Annotated in this window: 17 protein-coding genes; 16 read left to right on the plus strand and 1 reads right to left on the minus strand. The window is 70.1% G+C overall.

Translation table 11 applies throughout. The annotated features are described in order from the left end of the window. The first annotated feature begins 602 nt into the window (after window positions 1–602). From B5D80_RS18240 to B5D80_RS18320, 16 genes are all read left to right on the plus strand, one after another. Complete coding sequence (locus tag B5D80_RS18240; protein WP_483869375.1) at window positions 603–1,895, plus strand: helix-turn-helix domain-containing protein; 1,293 nt, start codon at window positions 603–605, stop codon at window positions 1,893–1,895. Continuing rightward, window positions 1,892–2,560 carry a 2'-5' RNA ligase family protein gene (locus B5D80_RS18245; protein ID WP_088645100.1) on the plus strand — a complete coding sequence of 223 codons (669 nt, stop codon included), beginning with the start codon at window positions 1,892–1,894 and terminating at the stop codon, window positions 2,558–2,560. The genes B5D80_RS18240 and B5D80_RS18245 overlap by 4 nt, the downstream gene beginning before the upstream one ends. A gap of 1,126 nt (window positions 2,561–3,686) precedes the next feature. Next, a complete protein-coding gene (locus B5D80_RS18250) occupies window positions 3,687–5,966 on the plus strand; it encodes a sensor histidine kinase (protein WP_144081700.1) in 2,280 nt (759 codons plus the stop codon). Next, window positions 5,966–6,367 (plus strand): roadblock/LC7 domain-containing protein, encoded by a 402-nt coding sequence (locus tag B5D80_RS18255; protein ID WP_088645102.1) that lies wholly within the window; start codon window positions 5,966–5,968, stop codon window positions 6,365–6,367. Before B5D80_RS18250 ends, B5D80_RS18255 begins: the two co-directional genes overlap by 1 nt. Continuing rightward, window positions 6,364–6,969, plus strand: a complete 606-nt coding sequence (locus B5D80_RS18260) for a GTP-binding protein (RefSeq protein WP_088645103.1) — start codon at window positions 6,364–6,366, stop codon at window positions 6,967–6,969. The genes B5D80_RS18255 and B5D80_RS18260 overlap by 4 nt, the downstream gene beginning before the upstream one ends. After that, window positions 6,966–8,180 (plus strand): ABC transporter substrate-binding protein, encoded by a 1,215-nt coding sequence (locus B5D80_RS18265; RefSeq protein WP_088645104.1) that lies wholly within the window; start codon window positions 6,966–6,968, stop codon window positions 8,178–8,180. Before B5D80_RS18260 ends, B5D80_RS18265 begins: the two co-directional genes overlap by 4 nt. Window positions 8,181–8,214: 34 nt before the next feature. Beyond that, window positions 8,215–9,075 carry a branched-chain amino acid ABC transporter permease gene (locus B5D80_RS18270; protein ID WP_088645105.1) on the plus strand — a complete coding sequence of 287 codons (861 nt, stop codon included), beginning with the start codon at window positions 8,215–8,217 and terminating at the stop codon, window positions 9,073–9,075. Further along, window positions 9,072–10,100 (plus strand): branched-chain amino acid ABC transporter permease, encoded by a 1,029-nt coding sequence (locus B5D80_RS33930; protein ID WP_211291566.1) that lies wholly within the window; start codon window positions 9,072–9,074, stop codon window positions 10,098–10,100. Before B5D80_RS18270 ends, B5D80_RS33930 begins: the two co-directional genes overlap by 4 nt. Then, window positions 10,097–10,897 carry an ABC transporter ATP-binding protein gene (locus B5D80_RS33935; RefSeq protein WP_211291567.1) on the plus strand — a complete coding sequence of 267 codons (801 nt, stop codon included), beginning with the start codon at window positions 10,097–10,099 and terminating at the stop codon, window positions 10,895–10,897. The genes B5D80_RS33930 and B5D80_RS33935 overlap by 4 nt, the downstream gene beginning before the upstream one ends. Further along, window positions 10,881–11,738 carry an ABC transporter ATP-binding protein gene (locus B5D80_RS18280; protein WP_088645106.1) on the plus strand — a complete coding sequence of 286 codons (858 nt, stop codon included), beginning with the start codon at window positions 10,881–10,883 and terminating at the stop codon, window positions 11,736–11,738. Before B5D80_RS33935 ends, B5D80_RS18280 begins: the two co-directional genes overlap by 17 nt. Then, a complete protein-coding gene (locus B5D80_RS18285; protein ID WP_088645107.1) occupies window positions 11,735–12,538 on the plus strand; it encodes a class I SAM-dependent methyltransferase in 804 nt (267 codons plus the stop codon). Before B5D80_RS18280 ends, B5D80_RS18285 begins: the two co-directional genes overlap by 4 nt. A gap of 428 nt (window positions 12,539–12,966) precedes the next feature. Continuing rightward, on the plus strand, window positions 12,967–13,761 hold the full coding sequence (locus B5D80_RS18295; protein ID WP_088645109.1) for a hypothetical protein: 795 nt from the start codon (window positions 12,967–12,969) through the stop codon (window positions 13,759–13,761). Between the two features lie 205 nt (window positions 13,762–13,966). Further along, complete coding sequence (locus B5D80_RS18305; RefSeq protein WP_144081701.1) at window positions 13,967–15,079, plus strand: transposase; 1,113 nt, start codon at window positions 13,967–13,969, stop codon at window positions 15,077–15,079. After that, a complete protein-coding gene (locus tag B5D80_RS18310; RefSeq protein ID WP_088645112.1) occupies window positions 15,076–17,454 on the plus strand; it encodes a DEAD/DEAH box helicase in 2,379 nt (792 codons plus the stop codon). The genes B5D80_RS18305 and B5D80_RS18310 overlap by 4 nt, the downstream gene beginning before the upstream one ends. Further along, window positions 17,451–18,392, plus strand: coding sequence for a hypothetical protein (locus B5D80_RS18315; RefSeq protein ID WP_088645113.1), 942 nt, complete (start codon window positions 17,451–17,453; stop codon window positions 18,390–18,392). The genes B5D80_RS18310 and B5D80_RS18315 overlap by 4 nt, the downstream gene beginning before the upstream one ends. Window positions 18,393–18,539: 147 nt before the next feature. Next, window positions 18,540–19,076 carry a hypothetical protein gene (locus tag B5D80_RS18320; protein ID WP_144081702.1) on the plus strand — a complete coding sequence of 179 codons (537 nt, stop codon included), beginning with the start codon at window positions 18,540–18,542 and terminating at the stop codon, window positions 19,074–19,076. A gap of 195 nt (window positions 19,077–19,271) precedes the next feature. On the opposite strand, the gene B5D80_RS18325 is transcribed toward B5D80_RS18320, so the two are convergent. After that, window positions 19,272–21,284, minus strand: a complete 2,013-nt coding sequence (locus B5D80_RS18325; RefSeq protein WP_245854726.1) for an N-6 DNA methylase — start codon at window positions 21,282–21,284, stop codon at window positions 19,272–19,274. Window positions 21,285–21,440 lie beyond the last annotated feature (156 nt).

The raw sequence follows: 21,440 nt of genomic DNA on the forward strand, positions 1-21,440 counted from the left end.
TGCTGCTCCCCGCGCACGCGGGGGTGATCCCGCCTGCACCAGCAGACCATGACCGAGCGTCGTCTGCTCCCCGCGCACGCGGGGGTGATCCGATGGCGATGCAGCTCGCCGACTACAGCCGGGGCTGCTCCCCGCGCACGGGGGTGATCCGGTTCTGTCCGCTGATGAAGGCCGGAGGCGTTCTGCTCCCCGCGCACGCGGGGGTGATCCCACCGGTGATGCGTACGTGCGGGACGGCGAACACTGCTCCCCGCGCACCCAGGGGTGATTCCACCTCGGACAGCAGCGCCGGCCGCAGGTGGTCCTGTTCCCCGCCCTCCGCCAGAACTACCGGATATGTCGGCAGGTACTGACGACGGTTCCGACAAAGTTCTGACAAGGTATCCAACTATCGAGCCGCACCAAGCCGGACAATGACACGACGGTGTCGGCCGGTCGTCAGTCGCACGTTGACGACGTCGCTCAGGGCGAGGCTGGTCGTAGGCGGCAAGTACCGTCTCTGCACGCATCGCCGCTTGCAAGACGATCGGGGGTCAACAGCGATGGTTGTCAGCGATGAGATCAGGGCAGCTCAACGCGTACTCGGTCATCAACTCGCTCAGATGCGTAAGGCTGCCGGTCACACTCAGCATGATTTTGCGCGGCTCGTGCGGTATGGGCGCAGCTCCGTAGCCAACACTGAGACCGGCCACCAACGCCCCGACCGTACGTTCTGGACGCGCTGCGACGAAATCCTGCAAACCGGGGGCGTGCTCGCCACGGAGTACGACAAGATCACTACGCTGATCCGTCAGCGTCACCGCTCATCAGCTATCCAAGGGACGCGTACAACGTCGCTACCGAGGCCGGACATGGACGTCGGAGCTAGCTCCGACGTCGTAGCTGCTGGCGCTGTCCTGTGGGAGGGTGAGGACAGCATAGAGGCCCGCCGGTTGGCGTTGAGGTCTTCCACCGACGATGTCCGCTTGGCGTACCTGGAGGAAGAAGTCCGTCATGCGGTCGCCGACAACGAGCGACTCTCCCCTGGGGTCCTCCTGGCGCGGATTAAGCCGCTACGCGTCTATGTGGATCAGCTCATGGCGGGAAGTCAGCATCCACCCCAACGTGCGCGGCTCTACACCGCTGCCGCTTACCTTTCCGGTCTGCTCGGTGCCCTCACACTGGATCTCGGCGCGTTCAGGGTCGCGCAGGCCTACGCCGCTGAGGCATTCGACCTTGCCGATGCCGCGCAGCAGGCTGACGTTCAAGCATGGGCGCGGGCGACCCAGAGCCTGATCGCCTACTACGGCGGTAACTACCACGACGCGCTGGCCTACGCCCAGGACGGTCTACGCCGCGCTGGCACCAGCCCTCATCGCATCCGCCTCACGATCAACGGTCAAGCCCGCGCCCTCGCCCGACTCGGTGATCAACGCGGTGTCGACCAGGCCGTCGATCACGCATTCACGATGCTGTCCGACTACCCAAGCAGCCCACCGGTCAGCGAGAGCCTCACCCTCGGCCCGTACTGCCATGCCAGGACGGCGGCCAACGCAGCAACCGCCTACCTGGCCCTTGGTCGTACCGCAGGCGTCACCAACCACCTCACGAGCGCCATCACCGCATTCGACGCCGCAGGACTTGCCGGACCACAGGCACTCAGCCGCCTCGACCTGGCCACCGCGCACCTACAGCGCCCGGACCCCGACCCCGACCAGGCAGCCGACCTGGCGGTAGAAGCGCTGACCCTCACGGCGGAGCAGCGGTTCGAATCGGTACACCAACGCGCCCGGCAGTTCCTCACTGCCTCCCAGGAGTACACCCACCGCCCGCCCTTGCGACACGTTGCGGAGCTACTCGCCGACCGCACGCAGATAGGTGCTGCAACGCCGTCCGACTTACCATCGCTGCCATGAGCAGTCAGGAACTCACCAGCTTGCACCAACGCTGGACCGCCTACCAGGCTCTCCCCAGGCTGACCGACCACTGGTACTGGCGCCCTGGCTGGCGAACCGACCGCCAGTTCTACACCTGGCACCTGACGTTCGAACACCAACCCGAACTCCACCGTCTCGTCACCGACCTTCACCAGCATCTGGTCTTACCCGGACTGGACCTGGTCCCGCTCAACGGCTTACACCTGACCATGCAGGGCATCGGCTTCACCGATGAGGTCACCGACGCCGATGTCCATGCGATCGTCGCCGAAGCGCGCCGACGCTGTGCCGTCCTGCCGCCACTGGAGTTGACGTTAGGCCCCGTCGACCCGGACGCCGAAGGGGTCGGTCTGCTCGTCCAGCCATGGGACCGCGTGGAGCGTCTCCGTGTCACCCTCCGCGCCGCCATAGGCGCGGTCTGGCCTGCTGTTCCCGAATCCGCAGACGGATTCCGGCCCCACGTCACCATCGCCTACAGCGGCTCACCGGCACCGACCGAACCGATCCGTTCCCAACTGGCCAACCTCCGCGACCGACCTCCGGCCAGGGTGACGCTCAACGAGGTGTCGTTGATCGCCCTACGCCGCGACGACCACACCTACCGATGGACGACGGTCGCCACTGCACCTCTCAGCGGCATCTAATCCACCAGCAGGTAACTGCTTCCGGCCGAGGACTCTCCGTCCGACGAAAGAGAGTCCCCATCGCGCAGCCCGGGGCATGGGATGAGCGGCGGGCAAGCGCCGAGCGCGAACCCCGCTTGCACTCGCCTCTCGTCGGAGGACCATCGCCACTCATCAACGCCGCGAAGGTGGGCAACGGAGCTGCGGGGCGACGAAGCTCGCCCATGCGCCGCCGCCTACCATCGACCTCCCGTGGCGTCTCCAAGCTGCACCCTTTTACGCGGACTGATCAGCCCGTCGGTCAGATGCGAGACCTATTCGCCAATCGGCACTAATTCCCGCGAAGGCTTCCTCGAATCCAGGCGTCGGTGCCTGCCGATTGCCCTGGATGTCGGAAGCAGTGACATCCACTTTTGATAGCCTGCCGACACAGGCGACAATCTCCCGCACACGCACTTCCGACGCTTGCCGAATCAAGGGTGGGCAAGATTGTCGTCTAATTGTCAGATCTACGCAAGGGTACTTACCGACACCGACGGCAATCGCCTTTAGTCGTCCTATCTCCGCAGATGATTAAGCCGCAGCACGACAGTGATGTGATGCGAGAAAGTCTCGCGGAGGATGACTACGCCATTCGCTGAATTACCGGAGGGGACTGTCGTGCCTGTTGCTCGGAGCCCTGCCCACCTGCTGCTGATCCACCGTTGGCAACGGTGGCCATCGCCGACTGAGGCATAGCGTCGACGAGCAACCAGGCGCGCAGTACAGATGTCTACACTCGCTGGTAGCTATCGCGGTGACCCCCGAGACCGCCGGATCGCGGAAGGGTTGGTAGTCGATCCGGCAGGTGGTCTCGACGGCCTTGCCGATCAGTTGCCATCTCCGATCGGGTGATGAACGTCTGCCGGCAGCGCCACGACGAATCGATGTCCCGGATTCCGTTTCCCCGCAAGCCGCCGAACCACTCAACGACTCTTCTCTGCGGGCTACCCGACCCACGCAGGACGCTGATACCCCATCAGAGAGCGGCGATCGAACTCGTATCGCCTCCCGACTGATTAGCCAATCTGAATTTCCTCGGTAAGGCGTACGCCTGAGATCCCGCTGGAAACATAGACGCGGCCAGGACGGCCGGAGAGGACTCGTTGTGCCTGTTGTCAGGCGGCTTGCGTTGCTGTTGGTGGTGCCGCTGGTGGCGACCGTCCTGTTTGCGGCGTGGGGGGTGGCGTCGACGGGGCAGCGGGCGCGGGCTGCTGATCGGCTTCAGGCGTTGGTGGCGGTGTCGGCCGTGTCGGGTGAGGTGGTCGACGAGTTGAGCCGGGAGCGCCAGATGGCGGCGCAGTTCCTGGCGGGTTCGTCCGCGAGCGTCGATCCGTTGCTGGCGCAGGTGGCCCGTACCGATCGGGTGGTCGCCGACTACCGGCAGCGGCGCGGCCGGTTCGGTGCCAGGGATGTCGAGGCGAGCCGGTTGTTCGCGGCCTTCGATGGGCAGCTCGGGCAGTTGCCGGCGCTGCGGGACCAGGTGCGGGCCCGGTCGGTGTCGCTGACCACGGTGCTGGTGCGTTACCGGGTGGCGGCCTCGCAGGGGTTGGCCGTACGGGAGGCCGTGGGACAGGTCGGTGGCGCGGACGCGCAGATCGCCGAGCAGCTCCGGGTGGCGGCAGCGTTGTCGCGGGCGTCGGAGTACGCGGGTGTCCAGCAGACCACGGTCCTGGCCGGCGATGGCGTGGTGGTGACGCAGGCGGCGCAGCGGGAGCTTGCCGCCGCCCGTGCCGGTTACGAGGAAGCGTTGCTGACGGTTGCCGACGGGGCGTCGGCGCGGTGGCGGTCATGGCTGGACCTTGCGTTGACCGGGCCGGGCGTGCTCGCCGCCCAGCGATTCGACGACGAGGTTTCCCGGGCGCGGGTGGGGTCGCGGTTGCGGGTCGACGCCGCCGACTGGGTGCGCGCCACCGGAGAGCGACGGGACCGGTTGCACGGTGTGCAGACCCGGGTGGACGCCGACATCGCCGCCGAGGTGTCCCGGCGGCGGGCCGCGCAGTGGGCGACGACGGCGGTGCTGACCGGTGCGGCGCTCACGTTGGTGGTCGTGGCGGGTGCGTTGACGGTGTGGCAGGGGCGGGCGTTGGCGCGGCGATTGCGGCGGGTCCGTGACGCGGTGACCCGGGTGGCGTCGCGTGACCTGCCCGACCTGGTGCGGCGGGTCTCCGCCACCGATCCGGGCGATCCGTCCGGGATGCCGGCGGCCCCGCCCGCGCTCGCCCCGACCGGCCGTAGCCGTGACGAGATCGACGAGGTCACCGCCGCGTTCGACGCCCTCGCCCTGACCGTGTACGAGACGGCCGCCGATCTGGCGCGGCAGCGGTTGGTCGCGGCGGGTGCGGTGGAGGCGGTGGGCCGGCGGTGTCAGGGGATGGCGCACCTGCTGATGCGGGAGCTGGACCGGGCGGAACGCGACGAGGCCGACGAGAAGACGTTGGCGACGTTGTTCGCGGTGGACAACCTGGCCGCCCAGTTGCTGCACGCGACGCAGAGTCTGCTGGTGCTGTCGGGTCGTGCCCTCGGCTCGGTGCACCCGGAGCCGGTGGCGTTGGTGACCGTGGCGCAGGCCGCGTTGAGCCGGATCCGGGAGTACCGGCGGGTGGTGGTGGGGTCGGTCGACGGGCGGGTGTCGGTGCCGCCGGCGTTGATCGACGACCTCGTGCACCTGCTGGCGTCGCTGCTGGACAACGCCACCCGCTACAGCCCCGGCGAGACGATCATCAGTGGGCATCTGCTCGGCGACCAGGTGGTCGTGCAGGTCATCGACACCGGTGCGGGCATCACCCCCGACCTGATGGCCCGGTTGAACGCGGAACTGGCCGCGCCGGCCCCGATGATCGCCGTGGAGCACATCCGTCGGCAGGGCGTGGCGACGGTGGCGATGCTGGCCGCCGTACACGGGCTGCGGGTGCGGCTGGTGGCGGGCCAACCGCACGGGACGGTCGCAGTGGTGGAGATCCCCACCAGCGCGGTCCTGATCGCCGCACCACCACCGCCGGTGGTGCCGGCGTTGCCCGCCCGCCGCCCACGCGGCCACACCGTGGACGCCCCGACGCAGGCGCTGCCGCTGATCCCCGCCCCGCGCCTGCCGCTGGATCGGCAGTCGACCCCGGTCTACGAGGAGACGACCCGGCAGTCACCCGTGTCGCCGTGGTTCGTCGAGGGCGCCACCGTGCATCTGCCTCCCGCCGGGCCGGCCCCCTACGGCGCTGCCGCGACGACCGTGAACGGCCTGCCCAAGCGGCAGCCGATGCGCACCCCCTTCGCCTCACCCACCGGGTCCGCCGGGCCGCCCAGTCGCCGCCCCGACGGGTTGGCGGGTACCGCGCGGGCGTACCAGCGGGGCCTGGGCCACCGATTTCCCCAGCCGAAGGAAGGCCAGTGATGAGTGATCTGAGTTATCTGCTGTCGAACAACCTGACCCGGGTGCCCGGAGTCAGCCAGGCCGTCGCGGTGTCCGTCGACGGGTTGTTGCTGGCCCGCACCGACGGCCTCAACCGGGCCGCCGCCGAACGGCTCGCGGCCGTGGCCGCCGGGCTACGCAGCCTGCTCAACGGGGCGGCCCGGGACTTCGGCGCGGGCGGGGTGCAGGGCACCATCGTCGACCTGGCCAGCGGCTACCTGCTGTTGACCGCGCTCAGCGGCGGGGCGTCGTTGCTGACCCTGGTCACCCGCGAGGCGGACCTGGCGTTCGTGACCGAGGAACTGCACCGGTTCGCCGACCAGGTCGGCGACCAGCTCACCCCCGGCTTCCACACCACCCTGGTCGGGGCGGGACGCCGATGACATCCGCACCCGCCCTCCCCCGCCCTGCCCCTGCGGTGGCACCGCCGCAGGGAGTGAAGATCGTGCTGACCGGCCCGTTCGGGGTGGGCAAGACGACGCTGGTCGGCGCGGTGTCCGACATCGCCCCGGTCACCACCGAGGTCCGCATGTCGGCAGCCGCCGCCGAGGACGTCTCCCATACCCCGGCCAAGACCACCACGACGGTGGCGATGGACTTCGGCCGCCTCGACGTCAACGGGGTGACCGTCTACGTCTACGGCACCCCGGGCCAGGAGCGGTTCTGGTTCATGTGGGACGCCATCGTCCGGGGTGCCGCCGGGTCGGTGGTCCTGGTCGACACCCGCCGGCTGGCCGACTCGTTCCGGCACCTCGACTACGTCGAACACGCCCGGCTGCCGTTCGTGGTGGCCGTCAACGACTTCACCGACGCCGACACCTACCCGCCCTCGGCCATCCGCGACGCCCTGACCCTCGGTCCGGACGTGCCGATCGTCGACATCGACGCCCGGGACCGCGACAGCGTCCGCCGGCTGCTCATCACCCTCATCGAACACGTCCTCACCCGCACCCGGCCCGCCCTTTCTGAAGGAGCACCACGATGACCCGTCTCCGTAGCCGGCTACGACGCGGACTCGCCTCGGCGACCGCCGCCGCCGCTCTGCTGACCGCCGCCGCCTGTGCCGGCGCCCCTGCCGACCCGGACGCCGTGCGCATCGGACTGCTGGTGTCGCTGTCGGGCACGTATGCCACCGTCGGGCAGGACATGCAGGCCGGCTTCCGCCTCTACCTCGACTCCCACGGTGGTCGGCTCGGCGGCCGGAAGGTCGACCTGGTGGTGGGCGACGAGGGTGACGGCCCGGCCACCGCCGTTCCGGCCGCGCAGAAACTCCTCGAACGCGACCGGGTGGTTGCCCTGACCGGCCTCGTCGGCGGGGCGACCGTCGACAAGGTGCAGGTTCTCACCACCGCCCGGAAGGTTCCCCTGCTCGGCGCGAACGCCCGCCCGGCGTTCACCTCGGAGGGCGGCAAGCCCCGGGATCTGACCTACACGTGGCACACCTCCTACAACTCCGACGAGCCGGGCATCGCCATCGCCGACCACGTCAAATCCCAGGTCGGCGACGGCGCCGTCTACGCGATCGGCCCCGACTACCAGGGCGGCTGGGACGAGCTGCGCGGCTTCACCGACACGTTCACCCGCCTCGGTGGGAAACTCGCCAACCCCGACGGGAAGGCGCTGTTCACGCCGTTCCCGGCCACGGAGAACTTCCTGCCCTACCTCAACAAGGCCGCCGAGACGAAACCGGAAGCCGTCTACACGTTCTACGCCGGGGCGGCGGCGGTGGCGTTCGTCAAGCAGTACGCCCAGTCCGACCTCAAGGACGTGCCGCTCTACGCCGCCGGGTTCCTCACCGAAGGATCGGTCCTCACCGCGCAGGGCCCGGCCGCCACCGGCATCCGCAATGTCCTCAACTACAGCCCCACCCTGTCCAACGCCGCCAACCAGGCGTTCATCGCCGCCTGGTCCGCCGCCGGGAACTCCAGCCCACCGACCACCTTCGCGATGGCCTCCTACGACGCCGCCGCCGTCCTCGACCGCGCCCTCGCCGGGGTGGCCGGGGACGTGACCGGCCCGAAACTCAACGAAGCGATCGGGAAGGTCGGCCGGGTCACCAGCCCACGCGGGGACTGGCAGTTCGAACCAACCGAACACCGACCGGTGCAGCGCTGGTACCTGCGCGAGGTCCGCGCCGACGGCCCGGTGCTGTCCAACGTTCTGGTGCAGGACCTCACCACCCTGCCCGCCACCTGACCCCACCAACTCTCGGAAAGGGGGTGCGGTCCGGATGGACACCTACCTGATCCCTGGCCTCGACGGCATCGCCTACGGGCTGCTCCTGGCCATCGCCGCCGCCGGACTGACCCTCGCCTTCGGCGCAGGCGGCGTACTCAACCTCGCCCACGGCACCCTCATCGCCGCCGGCGGCTACGTCGCCGCCACCACCAGCACCGGCACTTGGCCCAGCCTCGCCGCGGCCGTCACCGCCGCGACGGTGGTCGGCGCGGCCGGCGGCGGTGTGCTCGCCGCCGCCACCGCCCGGCTGCGCGGCCGAGGCCACCTCGACCAGGCACTACTCACCTTCGGTATCGCCCTCATCGGCGCAGACCTACTCACCACCGTCTTCGGCGCGGACATCCGACGCCCCCGACTACCCGCCGCCCTGGACACCACCCTGACCATCGCCGGCCACCCCTACCCGGCCGACCGACTCGCGGCCCTCACCGCCGCCGTCATCATCACCACCATCGGGTACGCGGTGCTGCACCGCACCCGCGCCGGGCGGCTCATCCGCGCCACCGTCGACGACCGGCACATGGTCGCCGGCATCGGCGTCAACCCCCGCGCCGTCGACACCACCGTCCTCGTCGTCTCCGGTGCCCTAGCCGGTCTCGCCGGTGCCCTCTGCACGCCGATCCTCGGCGTCGGACCCGCCACCGCGCCGACGACACTGTTGCTGTCCCTGGTCATCGTCGTCTGCGGCGGCCTCGGATCAGTCCCCGGCGCGGTGGTCGCCGCGATCGGCGTCGGCCTGGTCCAGACCATCGGCGTGATCACCATCCCCGCCCTCGCCCCGTACCTCCTGCTCAGCGCGATGGCCCTGCTCCTGCTCACCCGCCGCCGGCCCCTGCCCGGGATGCCCGGATGACCGCCCGCCTCCCGCTCCCCCACCGTTGGGACGACCTGCGGCGATGGGTGCCCTGGCTGCTTCCCCTCGGCGCGGCCACCACCCTCGCCGCGGCGTCGGACGGCTACTGGCCCGCCACCGTCGCCCGGATGCTGCCCCTGGCACTGCTCGCCGTCAGCGTCGCCACCGTCACCGGCGCGGCCGGACTACCCACCCTCGGGCAGGTCGCCCCCTACGCCGCCGGCGCCTACACCACCGCCCGCCTCGCCATGGCCGGCCACACCCTCGCCCCCGTGCACCTCACCGCCGCCGCGCTGGCCGGCGCGTTCACCGCCGGACTGCTCGGCATGCTGCTGGTCCGCCACCGGGGCACCGTGGTGTTGATGCTCAGCCTCGCCGTGGCGGAACTGACCACGATCACCGCCACCCAGTGGCGCACGGTCAGCGGCGGCACCGACGGCCTCGCCGGCATCCCCGCCCCACACCTGCTCCCCGGCACCCCACCCCTGACCGCCGACCGACCCGTGCTGCTCTACGCCACCGCCGTCACCGTCGCCGCTACCGCCGCCACGATGCTGCTGCTGCACCGACACCACCTGCTCCTCACCGCCGTACGCGGCAACGAGACCCGCGCCGCCGCCAGCGGCCACCCCGTCACCACCTACCTGTGGCTCGTGCACACCGGCGCGGGGGCCATCGCCGGAACCGCCGGGGCACTGCTCATCCACACCCACCGGTGGATCACCCCCGCCGACGTCGGCTTCGACACCGCCGCCCTGGCCCTGCTCGCCGCCGTCATCGGCGGCACCCACTCCCCACCCGGAGCCGCCGTCGCCGCGGTGCTCGTCCTCGGCGTGCGGGACGTGGCCGCCGCCGACTGGCCCGGCCACGCCCCGCTGCTCCTCGGTGCCCTGTTCGTCGCCGCGGTCTACCTGCTCCCCGGTGGCCTGACCGCCGCCCTCACCCGCCTCCGCGCCGAGATCCGCCGGGTCCGGGCGACCCGGCGACCCGAACCGCTGCCCGCTGCCTCCCGGAGAACCTCGTGACCACCCGCCACGTCGACGCCGTCGACCACATCCCCTCCCGCCGCGACCCCGCCGACATCGGCCGCGCCCACGACACCGGTCTGGTCGCCACCGGCCTGTACCACGCCCACCAACGGCTGACCGTCCTCGACCTCGACTCCTTCGCCATCGCACCGGGCGACCGGCACGCGGTCATCGGCCCCAACGGCGCCGGCAAGTCCACCCTGCTCAACCTCCTCGCCGGCAGCACCCGGGCACAGACCGGCACCATCACCTACCAGGGGCAGACCATCACCCGCCGGGGCGCGGCGTGGCGGGCCCGCGCCGGCATCGGCCGTACCTTCCAACACCCCACCGTCTACCCCGGCCTGACCGTCCTGGACTGCGTACGCATGGGCGGCTGGCACCACCGACGCAACCCCGACCGGGTCCCCCTGGAACTCCTCGAACTCGTCGGCCTCACCGGTCACGCCGACTACCCGGCCACCACCCTGTCGCACGGACACCGCCGCATGCTCGACCTCGCCGTCGCCCTCGCCGGACAACCCCGGGTGCTGCTCCTCGACGAACCCGCCGCCGGCCTCACCGACACCGACCTCACCCGGCTCCTCGACATCCTCGGCACCCTGCCCGGATGGATGGCGGTGATCCTCGTCGAACACCACATGGACGTCGTCGCCGCCCTCGCCGACTGGATCACCGTGCTGCACCACGGCCGCCGACACCTCGACGGCCCCGCCGACCACGTCCGCGCCGACCCCACCGTGCGCACCCTCCACCTCGACAGCGCGGAGGCCGGTCATGCTGCACGTCCGTGACCTGACCGCCGGCCACCGCCCGGACACCCCGGTCGTCCGATCGGTGTCGTTTCACCTGCCCACCCCCGGCGTGTACGCGATCGTCGGCGCCAACGGCGCGGGGAAAACCACCCTGCTGCACACCCTCGCCGGCCACCTGCGCGCCACCACCGGGCAGGTCCACCTCGGCGGGCGGGACCTCACCGGACTACTCCCCCACCACCTCGCCCGCGCCGGCGTCGCACTCGCCCCACAGGGACGCCGCCTGTGGCCGTCACTGACCGTCCGCGACCACCTCACCGTCACCCGCCCCGCCACCGACGACGGCTTCAACGTCGACGACCTGTTCGACCTTTTTCCGCCGCTGGCCGCCCGACGACGCCATCACGGCCACCAACTTTCCGGTGGCGAGCAGCAGATGCTCACGATCGCCCGCGCCCTCCGCACCAACCCGCGGCTGCTGCTGGCCGACGAACCCACCGAAGGACTCTCCCCCCGCATCGCCGGCCAGGTGATCGCCGTACTCCGGGACCTACCCGACCGGGGCGTCACCGTGCTCGTCGCACTCCCCCAAGCCCACACCGCGACCGCCGTCGCCGACCGCGTCTACGCCCTGAACGCCGGACAGCTCAGTGACCCGCCCGACGGGCACGTCGACCTGCTGGTGGGCGACCACCGCACCCCCAGCAACGCCCACCGGAGTAGCCACCATGCGCGCCCGCCCCCAGCCCGGCGTGCTCTCGCCGACCATCCCCGGCGGGAACACCACCAAGCCGGCGACCGCTCGCCCGGCAACGCCCCCAACCCCACGAATGGCACCACCATGCCGCCCTGCCTAACCACGGAAGCGAACCCACGATGACCACCACCGGCCAGCGCTACCAGTTCCGCAACAGCCCCCACCAACTCCACCCCCTCCAGGATGTCCTCGACCCGCACACCATCCGAGGGTTGGCCCGGGTCGGGGTGAAACCCGGAATGCGGGCCCTCGACCTCGGTGCCGGCGCCGGCTCCATCACCCGCCACCTCGCCGGCCTCGTCGGACCCGACGGCAACGTCACCGCCGTCGACCTCGACACCCAACTCCTGAACCCCACCAGCATCATCGACGTCTACCAGCGCGACCTCCGCACCCAGCCCATCCCCACCACCCCCGACGGCTACGACGTCATCAACGCCCGCTGCCTACTCGAACACCTACCGAACCGGGTCGACCTGCTCCGGCAGATGATCGACCTGCTGCGCCCCGGCGGATGGCTGGTCCTGGGAGAGATCGTCTACTCCCGGATCGTGGTTCACCGCGCCCCCACCGAACCCGACGCAAGCCTGATCACCAGGGCCATACACGGCGTCCTCGACACCCTCGCCGATCGCGGCGTCGACCTGCACTGGGGCGAGAACACCCCCGCGCTGCTGCTCGCCGCCGGCATGAACCACGTTCACGCCCGCGGCCTCACCGAAACCTGGACCGGCGGCGGACCGGGCTGCGCCCTCTACGCCAACAACGCCCACCAACTCCACGACCAGCTCATCGACACCGGCCTCACCGTCGAAGACCTCGCCCGGTTCACCGAGCTGATGGCCGACCCCTACGTCGTCGTCTCCAGCTACCAGTTCGCCACCGTGCACGCCCAGAAACCCGAACCCACCCCACCATCCTGAGCCTCCTCACCTGATCGGCCCAGCGGCTGCCGCCGGCCACCACGACACCACGCGAGGTCAGGCCTCCCTCTGACGCTGCTCCACGACCACCTCATCCCTCCTTTCCGCCCACACGTGCCACGACCCTTGGACAACCCATGCCCCTCATCCCCACCGCCTCTACGGTCCGGTTCCCCACCCGCGAGACCAACTGCCCCGGCTCACCGCCCAACCTGAACAAGGAAACCCCACACCAACGCTCACCCACCCGCACCGTCCGCTACTCCCCGGGGTCCACGAATGACACGACGCGGACGACCATGATCCGAACCCGCACCGGCACGACGCTGCTCGCCGCATCGCTTCTCCTCGCCGCCTGCGCCGGACCGTCCGCCAACGAGAACCCCGGCCCTCCGCCGCCGACATCGTCTCCGAGTAGCGCACCGCCGATGCCAGCCGGGCCGGTCCTGACGCGCCTGGCCGCCACCCTCACCGACGCGCCCGCCGACACCACCCGTGGTGGTTACCAGTACGTCGAACGCCGCACCTGGTACCGGGACCTCATCGGTCCACCCGGCCCCACCGGGTGGCCCGAACGGATCCGCGTCGACCAACTGTGGCGCACCGACGATGCCGCCAAGGGCCGGCTGGTCAGCGTGCACCTCGAAACCCACGGCTGCATCCCCGACGACGGCGAAAGCGGCAGCTGGGCTGGCCGGACCGGGGACCGGTTCGACCAACCCCCACCGAGACAACCCGACGCCCTGCGCACCCACCTGCTCATCGCGGGCGGTCCTGGGGAAAACCGTCCGCAGGACATCGTCGGCGGGATCGCCATGCTCTACGAACGCCACGCCCTCACCCGTCCGGTCCGGGCCGCGGTCCTGCGGCTCCTCGCGCAGCAGCCCGGTCTCCTGGCGCAGGCCGGCGTCACCGACCGCATCCAGCGGCCCGGCACGGACCTCATCCTCCCGTACACCGACCGCTCCGGTGTGCCGCGACGCGACATCCTCACCATCGACGCACGCAGCGGCGTCCTGCTCGCCGCCCGCAGCGTTATCACCGGCCCCATCCCGCCCCAGGATCCGCGCCTGGGACCCGACTTCCCGACGCTGATCGTCGCCGAGGCAGCCAACTACCGGCTCTACGTCGACAGCCGCCGCACCCCGAACGCCCACACACCGGCAGCTGGCTGCCAGCAGCCCACCCTCCGGTCGACGCAGAGCAACACCTCGCCGCGGTGAGCGGTAACAGGCGCCACGCCGATCCTCAGCCGCTGGCGACTCCTCGCATCCCCGACGGGCCGCCGCATGCCTCTGACCGTTACCTCGTCACCGCCGAGATCGACATCTGAGGCGCCGGAACCCCTTCCGACCGCCCCGACGATTGCTCTGGCGGGCCCAACATCTCATCGCCCCCGATCCCCAGCCTGTCGAGGACCAACCTCCTGTGGCCAAGCCCCGCAAGTACACCTCCGACGTCATCGCCGACGCAGTACGCCAGGTTGAGGCTGCCCGCGCGACGGGACGACGCGGCCCGATCAGCACCGTCGCCCGGGAACTCCAACTCGACCGTCGACTACTCCAAAGCTGGGTGACCAAAGCCCGCGCCCAGGCAGCCACCGCGGTACCGCCCACCACGCCGCGTGCCGATGTCGACAATGACCTGGTTGTGCTGCCGGACGGCCTGCTCCACTGCCTGTTCTGCCAGCAGCCCATGACCGCAACCTTCACCACCGTCGGGCTCGTCTACGACTGCCCGCCACCATGCCGCCGTCCCCCACTGAACGCAGTGGCCGTCGCCGAGGCCGTCGGGCAAGTGGTGCTGCAGCACGCCGCCCGTCTCGTGCCCGCCCTCACTCACCCCAAGCGCGCGGTTATCGCCGCTATACACGCCCACCGGCTCATCGCCCGGATCACCGCCGGCGGGCATCCCGCCGACCTGCGTATCACCTGGCCTGCCACCGCCCGACCCCGCCATGCCCTGACCGAGGAGCTTCGCCTCGCCCGCCAACTCGCCACCACCGACCCGGCGCGCGCCCACCGCCTCCTGCAGAGCATCCTCGCCGGCGTCGATCCCGCCACCACCGCCATCAGCACCCTCCACGCCGAAGCCGCCCACCTGCTCGCCACGCTCCTGCACGGCATTACGGCGGTCCGTTGGGCGGACTACGCCCATCGCAGCCTCACCCACCTCCACGGCCCTACCGCCCCGCCCACACTGACCGCTGCACACACCCTCGCCACCGCCCACCGCCAAGCCGGCCACCACCAGCGGGCGTACGGCCTCTACCGGCAGCTCGCCGACCACCTGGCCGACACCGTCGGAGCCGATGCCCACCAGACTCTCGCCGTGCGGGCCACCAGCGCCCTCGTCCTGCACGATCTGGGCCATCACGAGGCGGCCCGGACGCTGCTCGTCGACGTCATCAGCCGCCACCGCCACGCCCACCCCGGCCATCCCGCCACCGCCCGCATGGTTGACCACCTCGACAGGCTGCGGCACCTACAGACTGCTTCCTCCCCGACCCTGGTCGGGTCTGCCACTGGGCGTCGGGCATGACGGCCCCGGAGACGGATGAGGGCCGGGTGCCGTCGGAGTCGCGGCGGGAGACCACGGGACCGGAGTCCCCGTCGACCGGGGGGCTGCCGGTGCTGCGGGGGTACCAGCGGGAAGCGGTCGACGCGATCATGCAGGGCCAGGCCGACGGCGGACGCGGGCAGGTCCGCGCGGCATGCGGCACCGGCAAGACGATCGTGTCCCTGCACGCGGCCCGGCAGCTGTGCCCCGACGGCCTCGTCGTGGTGGCGTGCCCGTCGCTGCCACTGCTCGCGCAGACGCTGACGGTGTGGGCGGCGACCGGCACCGTGACCCGGATCCTCGCGGTCTGCGGCGACGACTCGATCGTCCCCACCAGCGGTGACGGTGCCCTGGCGTGTCCGGTCACGACCCGTCCGGCGGAGATCAGCGCGTGGCTGCGTGACACCCCGGCCGGGCAACCGCGGTTGATCCTGGTCACGCACGCTTCCGCCGGGCCACTCGGCGACGGCCTCACCCAGGCTGGTGTGGTCGCGGATCTGCTGATCGTCGACGAGGCCCACCACACCGCCGGATGGGGCGGGAAACACAACAGCCTCCTGCACGACGACGACCGGCTACCCGCCCGCCGGCGGCTCTACCTGTCCGCGACCCCACGGGTGCTCACCCGACGCCGCCCCGGCGACCAGGACCTGCTGTCGATGGACGACCCCCAGGTGTTCGGGCCGGTCCGCTACCAGTACCCGTTCGCCCGTGCCATCGCCGATGGCTGGCTCGATGACTACCGCATCCTCGTCATCGGCGTCACCTCCCACGAGGCCCTGGCGCTCCTGCGGGACACCGACACCCACGCCGTCACCGACCTGCACAGCGCGCCGCTGCGGACCACCGCGATCCAGACCGCCCTCATCCGCGCCGCCACCGAATTCGGCCTCCGCCGGATCCTGGTGTTCACGTCCAGGATCGCCCAGTCCCGGGCGTTCGCCACCACCCTGCCCCGCACTCTTGCTGCCACCCCCGAACACCTTCGGCCAAAGGGGCTGTTGACGGCAGGGCATGTCGACGGCACCCAGAACGCGGCCCAGCGTGACATCCACCTGGCACGTCTCGCTCACCCACCGCAGGACGGGTGGACCGTCATCTCCAACGCGCGGTGCCTGTCCGAAGGCGTCGACGTCCCCGCCGTCGATGCCGTCGTGTTCACCTCACCGAAGGAATCCGAAGTCGACGTCGCCCAAGCCGTCGGTCGGGCGCTACGCCGCAACCCCGACGGGTCCGGGATCGCCACCGTCCTCGTCCCGGTGCTCCTGCCCGACGATCCCGAGGATGCGCCCACCGATCTGGCCGAGTGGGACACCCTGCTGAAAGTGCTACGGGCGCTGCGTGCCCACGACGGTGACCTCGCCACCGACCTCGACACCCGACGCACCACCCTCACCACCAGCGGTGGGGGCGAGAGCGGTGGTGGTTTGCCGGAACGGGTCATCATCCGACTCCCCGACGGCTACGCCACCGGCGACCTGCTCCGCCACATCACCATCCGAGTCCTGGAAGAAACCACCTCCGACTGGTGGGCCGGATACGGGGCCCTCCAGTCCTACGCCCGTGAACACGGACACCTGAGGATCACTCCCCGACACACCACCAACGGCATCCGCCTGGACAACTGGGTCCGCCAACAACGCTTCACCTACAAGACCGGACGACTATCCCAAGACCGCGTCGACGCCCTCGACCGCCTCGGCTTCGACTGGGCACCCCAGGCCAGCGCATGGGAACGGGGCTTGGCCGCCGCCACCGCGTTCCACGCCGCACACGGCCACCTCAACCCGCCCTACCGGCACACCATCGACGGCGTCAACCTCACCACCTGGCTGTCCACCCAACGCCACCTCCACCAGCAAGGACGCCTCCCCGCCGACCGCACCACCGCCCTGACCCGCCTCGGCATCACCTGGAAACGCAAAACCCGCACCCCCGACGAATGCTGGCAAGCAGTCCTCAAGTTCCACCACACCCACGGACACCTCCGCGTGCCCGCCGGCACCACCATCGACGGCGTCGACGTCTACCTCTGGACCATCTCCCGACGAGTCGACCACGCCAAAGGACGACTCACCCCCGAACGGTTCCAGACCCTCACCGCCATGGGCATGCAATGGGACGCCCCCGAGAAACCGTGGCCCCGCAAGTACGCCGCCGCCACCGCCTTCTACCAGCGGGAAGGGCACCTCAGACCACCACCGCGTCACGTCGAAGACGGCGTCAAACTCACCCAGTGGCTCATCGAACAACGCCGCGTCCACCGCAACGGCCGCATGCCACCCGACCGCATCGACGCCCTCAACAGCATCGGCATGCAATGGGACTGGACAAACCACCCCAAGGAGAAGTCGTGACAAGGATCAGCATCGCGCTCTTCAACTTCGAAAACGGCGGGCTGCGCGACGGCCACCACTACCTAAAGCCTCTCGTGGACGCATTCCGCGAGGTCACCACTCCTCCCGCGCTGATTCTGCTCTGTGAAGCGAAACAGTGGCAGGCCAACGGCAACCAACCCTTGCACCAGGCGGCGGAGCTACTTGCCGATCGTTTCGCCACGCCGTACGTCGGCGTTCTCGGCCACGACCCACGCGGCCCCATGCCCCCGGCAATCCTCTACGACCCGACCCTGCTCACCCTCCGCAGTTGGTACGACCCAGCGGACCGCAACGCCTTCGACGACAAGCGCAACGTGGCCCACTTCGCCGTCCGATCCTCCGGCGAGCACCCTGACAGCCGGACCGAGTTCCTGGCATTCGTAGCGCACTGGGACGTCCACTGCGGCATCCGCCGCCGGCAGCAGGCCGCACTCCTCGACCGCTACGGCGATGCACCCCTACCCGTCATAGGCGGCGGCGACCTCAACGCCACCGCATCCGGTCCCCACCTGCCCCAGCGCGACTGGACCATCGCCAACTACCGCGCCCGTCGGCAGAAGGGCCAGCGGATGCCCGATGGCACCTGGGTCGCCGATACCGACGCCGTCGACCATCTCGTCGGCCGCTGGAACCCCCACGCCCGAACCCGCACCGACGGATGCGGCTTCCACTCCGTGGCTGAACTCGCCTGGCAGGCCGACCCCGCAGCCGCCCTCCTACCCACTGTCAACGATGACGTTGACGCCGGTGGTGGCCTCCTTATCGACTGGCTCCTCGTCAACAGCGCCATGCTCGCCCACGTCATCCCCCACACCTACCGCGTCCACGTACCGCTATGCCGGCCCTACCCTTCCGACCACCGTCTGGTCACCGCTGACCTTCACTTCGACACCCTCAACACACCGTCGAGCCCATGACTCCGCACCGCCCCTCACGAACCTGACGAGATCAACTCGGCAGCGACTTTCCACGAGCAGGGCACGAAGCCGACTGTCATTCATGCGACACCGCCTTTCGGCAACGGCTGCAGCCCTGTGCTTACACGTGCCGGCATCATCGTTCGGATGCGAAACAGAACCAGCGTCCTTGTGTTAGCTGCCACCGCCACGATCTTCGCCGTCGCCGGCTGCGGCGGTAACAGCAACGGCAGCGCAACCGCCAGCTCACCTGCGCCTCAGCCCACCGCGTCCACGAGTCCTCCGGCACAAGCCGCCCCGCAGGATGCCAAGGTCGTCCTCAACAAGCTGACTGAGGCGAGCGTTAGCCTTACCGGCGGCGTCGTACAGAACGAGGACACCGACCCGAACGATCTGCTCGGTCGCCCCAACGGATACACCTCACGCGCCTCGGCCGATCTGCCGGGCGGCAACCGCGAAGGCGAGAAGTACGGCATCGACCGAGGCCTGGTCATCGAGGTCTTCCCGACGAAAGACGACGCCGACCGGCGGTCAAAGTTCATTCAGGAGTCTTTGAAATCGATGCCGATCCTCGGCACCGAGTACCACTATCGGACGGACGAGGGTCGGGTGCTGGTGCGGGTGTCGGGAAAAGTGAAGCCATCTGCCTCGAAGAAGATCGAGCAGGCTGTGAGCAAACTGTAGCCAAGAAGCCGGCCGTCCGAGTCCCTGCGAAGGTGGATCGCACACGAGACGGTCGGAGGCGGGCACAGCGTCGGCGCGTAGCACGGTGCGTTTGAGCTGCGCGCGGATTGGCTGCTGTTCGACGTGCTGGCACCGGGACCTGGGCTGAGAGCATTCACCGAAAGCAGTGCAGGCTACATTGCGTACAGGGGCTACTCAAGGCGTGATAGCGAGGGCGCCCGAGGTGAGTCCGTCGCCGATGTCGCGGGCCAGGGCGTTCCCTGCCTCGGTGATCCGACCTAGTCCGGTACGGAACTCGGCAAGCCGCTGGAATGCTTCCCCGTACGCTCGCTGCTCCTCCAGCGGCACCACCGGGATGGCGAGCCGTCGGATGTCGATGCGCAGCGCCCCGCTGCCGCTGCTGGACGCCCGGCCGGCGACCCTGACGTTGTCGGTACGGGAGAGGACCCCGGCGACGAACCACGGGTCGAACAGATTCCTGTCCACGCGTAGCAGTTGCACACCCGGCGCGAGTTCGGCACCGATCTGCTCCGGGGTAGCCACCTGAGCGACGATCTCGCGACCGATGACCGGGATGAGGATGTCGCCGTCCTCCACCCGTGAACCGGCGTCCTCGGTCGCGGCGTGGGTGGCCGTACCGGTCGCCGGCCGGCCGGCCAGGACATCGCTGGAGGTGAGAACGGGACGGTCGGTGCCCGTGCTACTCGCCCGGCTACGGGTCACCGCCCGGTGCACGGCCACGCTGCCCGCCCGGATCAGGTCGGCGACTTCGGCGTGGGACGCGGCGCGGAGGGCTTCGGCTGTTGACTCCCGCACCAGCGGGAGGCTGCGGCGGACGTCGTCGATGAGCCGACCGAAGTCGTCGATCGCGGCGAGGATGCGGACCGGGTCGAGGGAGTCCTCGGCGGTGTGCGGCAGGTAGCGCTGCGGCGTCAGGTCCACCTGGTCGTTGAGCACGTCGATGGCGTCCACGACGCGATGCATTCCGGGCGCTTCGGTGAGATCGCCGGACAGATGGCTGCGCCATACCCCGCCGATGGTTTCGGCGAGGGTGTGGTCCTTCGTCATGGCGGTGGCATCGACGACCAGCAGCCCCGGGGTGGCGGGTGACTGTCGCGGGTCGGGCTGGTGCAGCACCCAGACGTGCAGGCCGATGCCGGTCGGTGGCATGAGGCCGACAGGCAGGGCGATGACCCCGCGCAGGGCACCCCGGCGGACGAGTTCAGCACGGATACGCCGCCCGGCGGGACGCAGGGCGGTGGCCGGAGGCATCAGGACGACGGCGGTGCCCCCGGGAGAGAGATGGGCCAGGGCGTGCTGCACCCAGGCGAGTTCGGGTTCGGTACGCGGGGGCAGGCCGAAGGTCCAGCGCGGGTCGTAGGTGAGGCGGTCGTGGCCCCAGTCGTGGATACCGAACGGGAAGTTCGCCACGACGACGTCGGCCCGCAGGTCGGGCAGAGCGTCGGCGAGGAGGCTGTCGCCCACGTGCACGACCGGTGCAACCGCCTCCTGCCCGGCGCGTCGGGCCCGCAGGTGCACGAACCACAGGCGCAGCAGGGTGATCAGTGCGTACTGGGGGTTGATCTCCTGGGCGTAGCAGTGCGTCACGGTGCCCCGCTGCAGTGCCTGGTCGGCGGCCATACGCAGGATCGAGCCGGTGCCGCTGGTGAAGTCGAACGTGCACGCGCCGGAGCCGGCGAGCGCCAGCATCACCTCAGCGACGGTGTCTGGGGTGCCGGCGAGGCCGGACATCGAGTGCGCCGACGTGACGTACTGGTGGTGCAGGTATTCGAAGGCGGTCTCCGCGTTCTGCTCGCGACCGAGTTCGTCGACGGTACGCAGCACGGCGGTCAGCTGCGGAGTCCACTGCTTCGGCAGCACGCGGCCGACCATGCCGGCCAGCCGGGCGTCGAGGGCACCCAGGCGGGTAACTAGCTGCTTCGGGGTCAACAGGTCCTCGCTGGCGGCAGGAGCCTGATCCACATTAGCGAGCAGGTAGGCGCCGGCGATGCCGAGCGCTTCGGTCATCTGCGCCGCTGGCTGGTAGCTCTCGATGTGCCGCCAGGCCCACTGCTCGGTGGCCGCCTGGTGCAGCTTGCCGTGGCGACGCAGCCACTGCTCGGTTTCGTGCGCGTCGAAGAACGGGCTGCTCGGGGTGCCACCCACCGGCGTGGGGAAGTCGGTGTAACGCCGACGCCAGTTGCTCACCGCGGCTCTGCCGACGTTGGCCAGTCGCGCGATGCCACTGGCAGTCAGGGTCGCCGCTCCGTGTGCCGTGCTCCGCTCCGCTGTCACACGTGAACACTAGCATGAGATCGCATGTTGTGTACTCGGTTCACAGGCGCTACTGTTTCGGCGTCTCCG

The sequence above is a fragment of the Micromonospora wenchangensis genome (assembly GCF_002210435.1).
In the GTDB taxonomy this organism is placed as follows: domain Bacteria; phylum Actinomycetota; class Actinomycetes; order Mycobacteriales; family Micromonosporaceae; genus Micromonospora; species Micromonospora wenchangensis.

What these genes read in the sequence shown, in the direction of transcription:
- B5D80_RS18240 (WP_483869375.1), top strand. Translation starts at nt 603, where the DNA reads ATGCGTAAGGCTGCCGGTCACACTCAGCATGATTTTGCGCGGCTCGTG.
- B5D80_RS18245 (WP_088645100.1), top strand. Translation starts at nt 1,892, where the DNA reads ATGAGCAGTCAGGAACTCACCAGCTTGCACCAACGCTGGACCGCCTAC.
- B5D80_RS18255 (WP_088645102.1), top strand. Translation starts at nt 5,966, where the DNA reads ATGAGTGATCTGAGTTATCTGCTGTCGAACAACCTGACCCGGGTGCCC.
- B5D80_RS18260 (WP_088645103.1), top strand. Translation starts at nt 6,364, where the DNA reads ATGACATCCGCACCCGCCCTCCCCCGCCCTGCCCCTGCGGTGGCACCG.
- B5D80_RS18265 (WP_088645104.1), top strand. Translation starts at nt 6,966, where the DNA reads ATGACCCGTCTCCGTAGCCGGCTACGACGCGGACTCGCCTCGGCGACC.
- B5D80_RS18270 (WP_088645105.1), top strand. Translation starts at nt 8,215, where the DNA reads ATGGACACCTACCTGATCCCTGGCCTCGACGGCATCGCCTACGGGCTG.
- B5D80_RS33930 (WP_211291566.1), top strand. Translation starts at nt 9,072, where the DNA reads ATGACCGCCCGCCTCCCGCTCCCCCACCGTTGGGACGACCTGCGGCGA.
- B5D80_RS18280 (WP_088645106.1), top strand. Translation starts at nt 10,881, where the DNA reads ATGCTGCACGTCCGTGACCTGACCGCCGGCCACCGCCCGGACACCCCG.
- B5D80_RS18285 (WP_088645107.1), top strand. Translation starts at nt 11,735, where the DNA reads ATGACCACCACCGGCCAGCGCTACCAGTTCCGCAACAGCCCCCACCAA.
- B5D80_RS18295 (WP_088645109.1), top strand. Translation starts at nt 12,967, where the DNA reads ATGCCAGCCGGGCCGGTCCTGACGCGCCTGGCCGCCACCCTCACCGAC.
- B5D80_RS18310 (WP_088645112.1), top strand. Translation starts at nt 15,076, where the DNA reads ATGACGGCCCCGGAGACGGATGAGGGCCGGGTGCCGTCGGAGTCGCGG.
- B5D80_RS18320 (WP_144081702.1), top strand. Translation starts at nt 18,540, where the DNA reads ATGCGAAACAGAACCAGCGTCCTTGTGTTAGCTGCCACCGCCACGATC.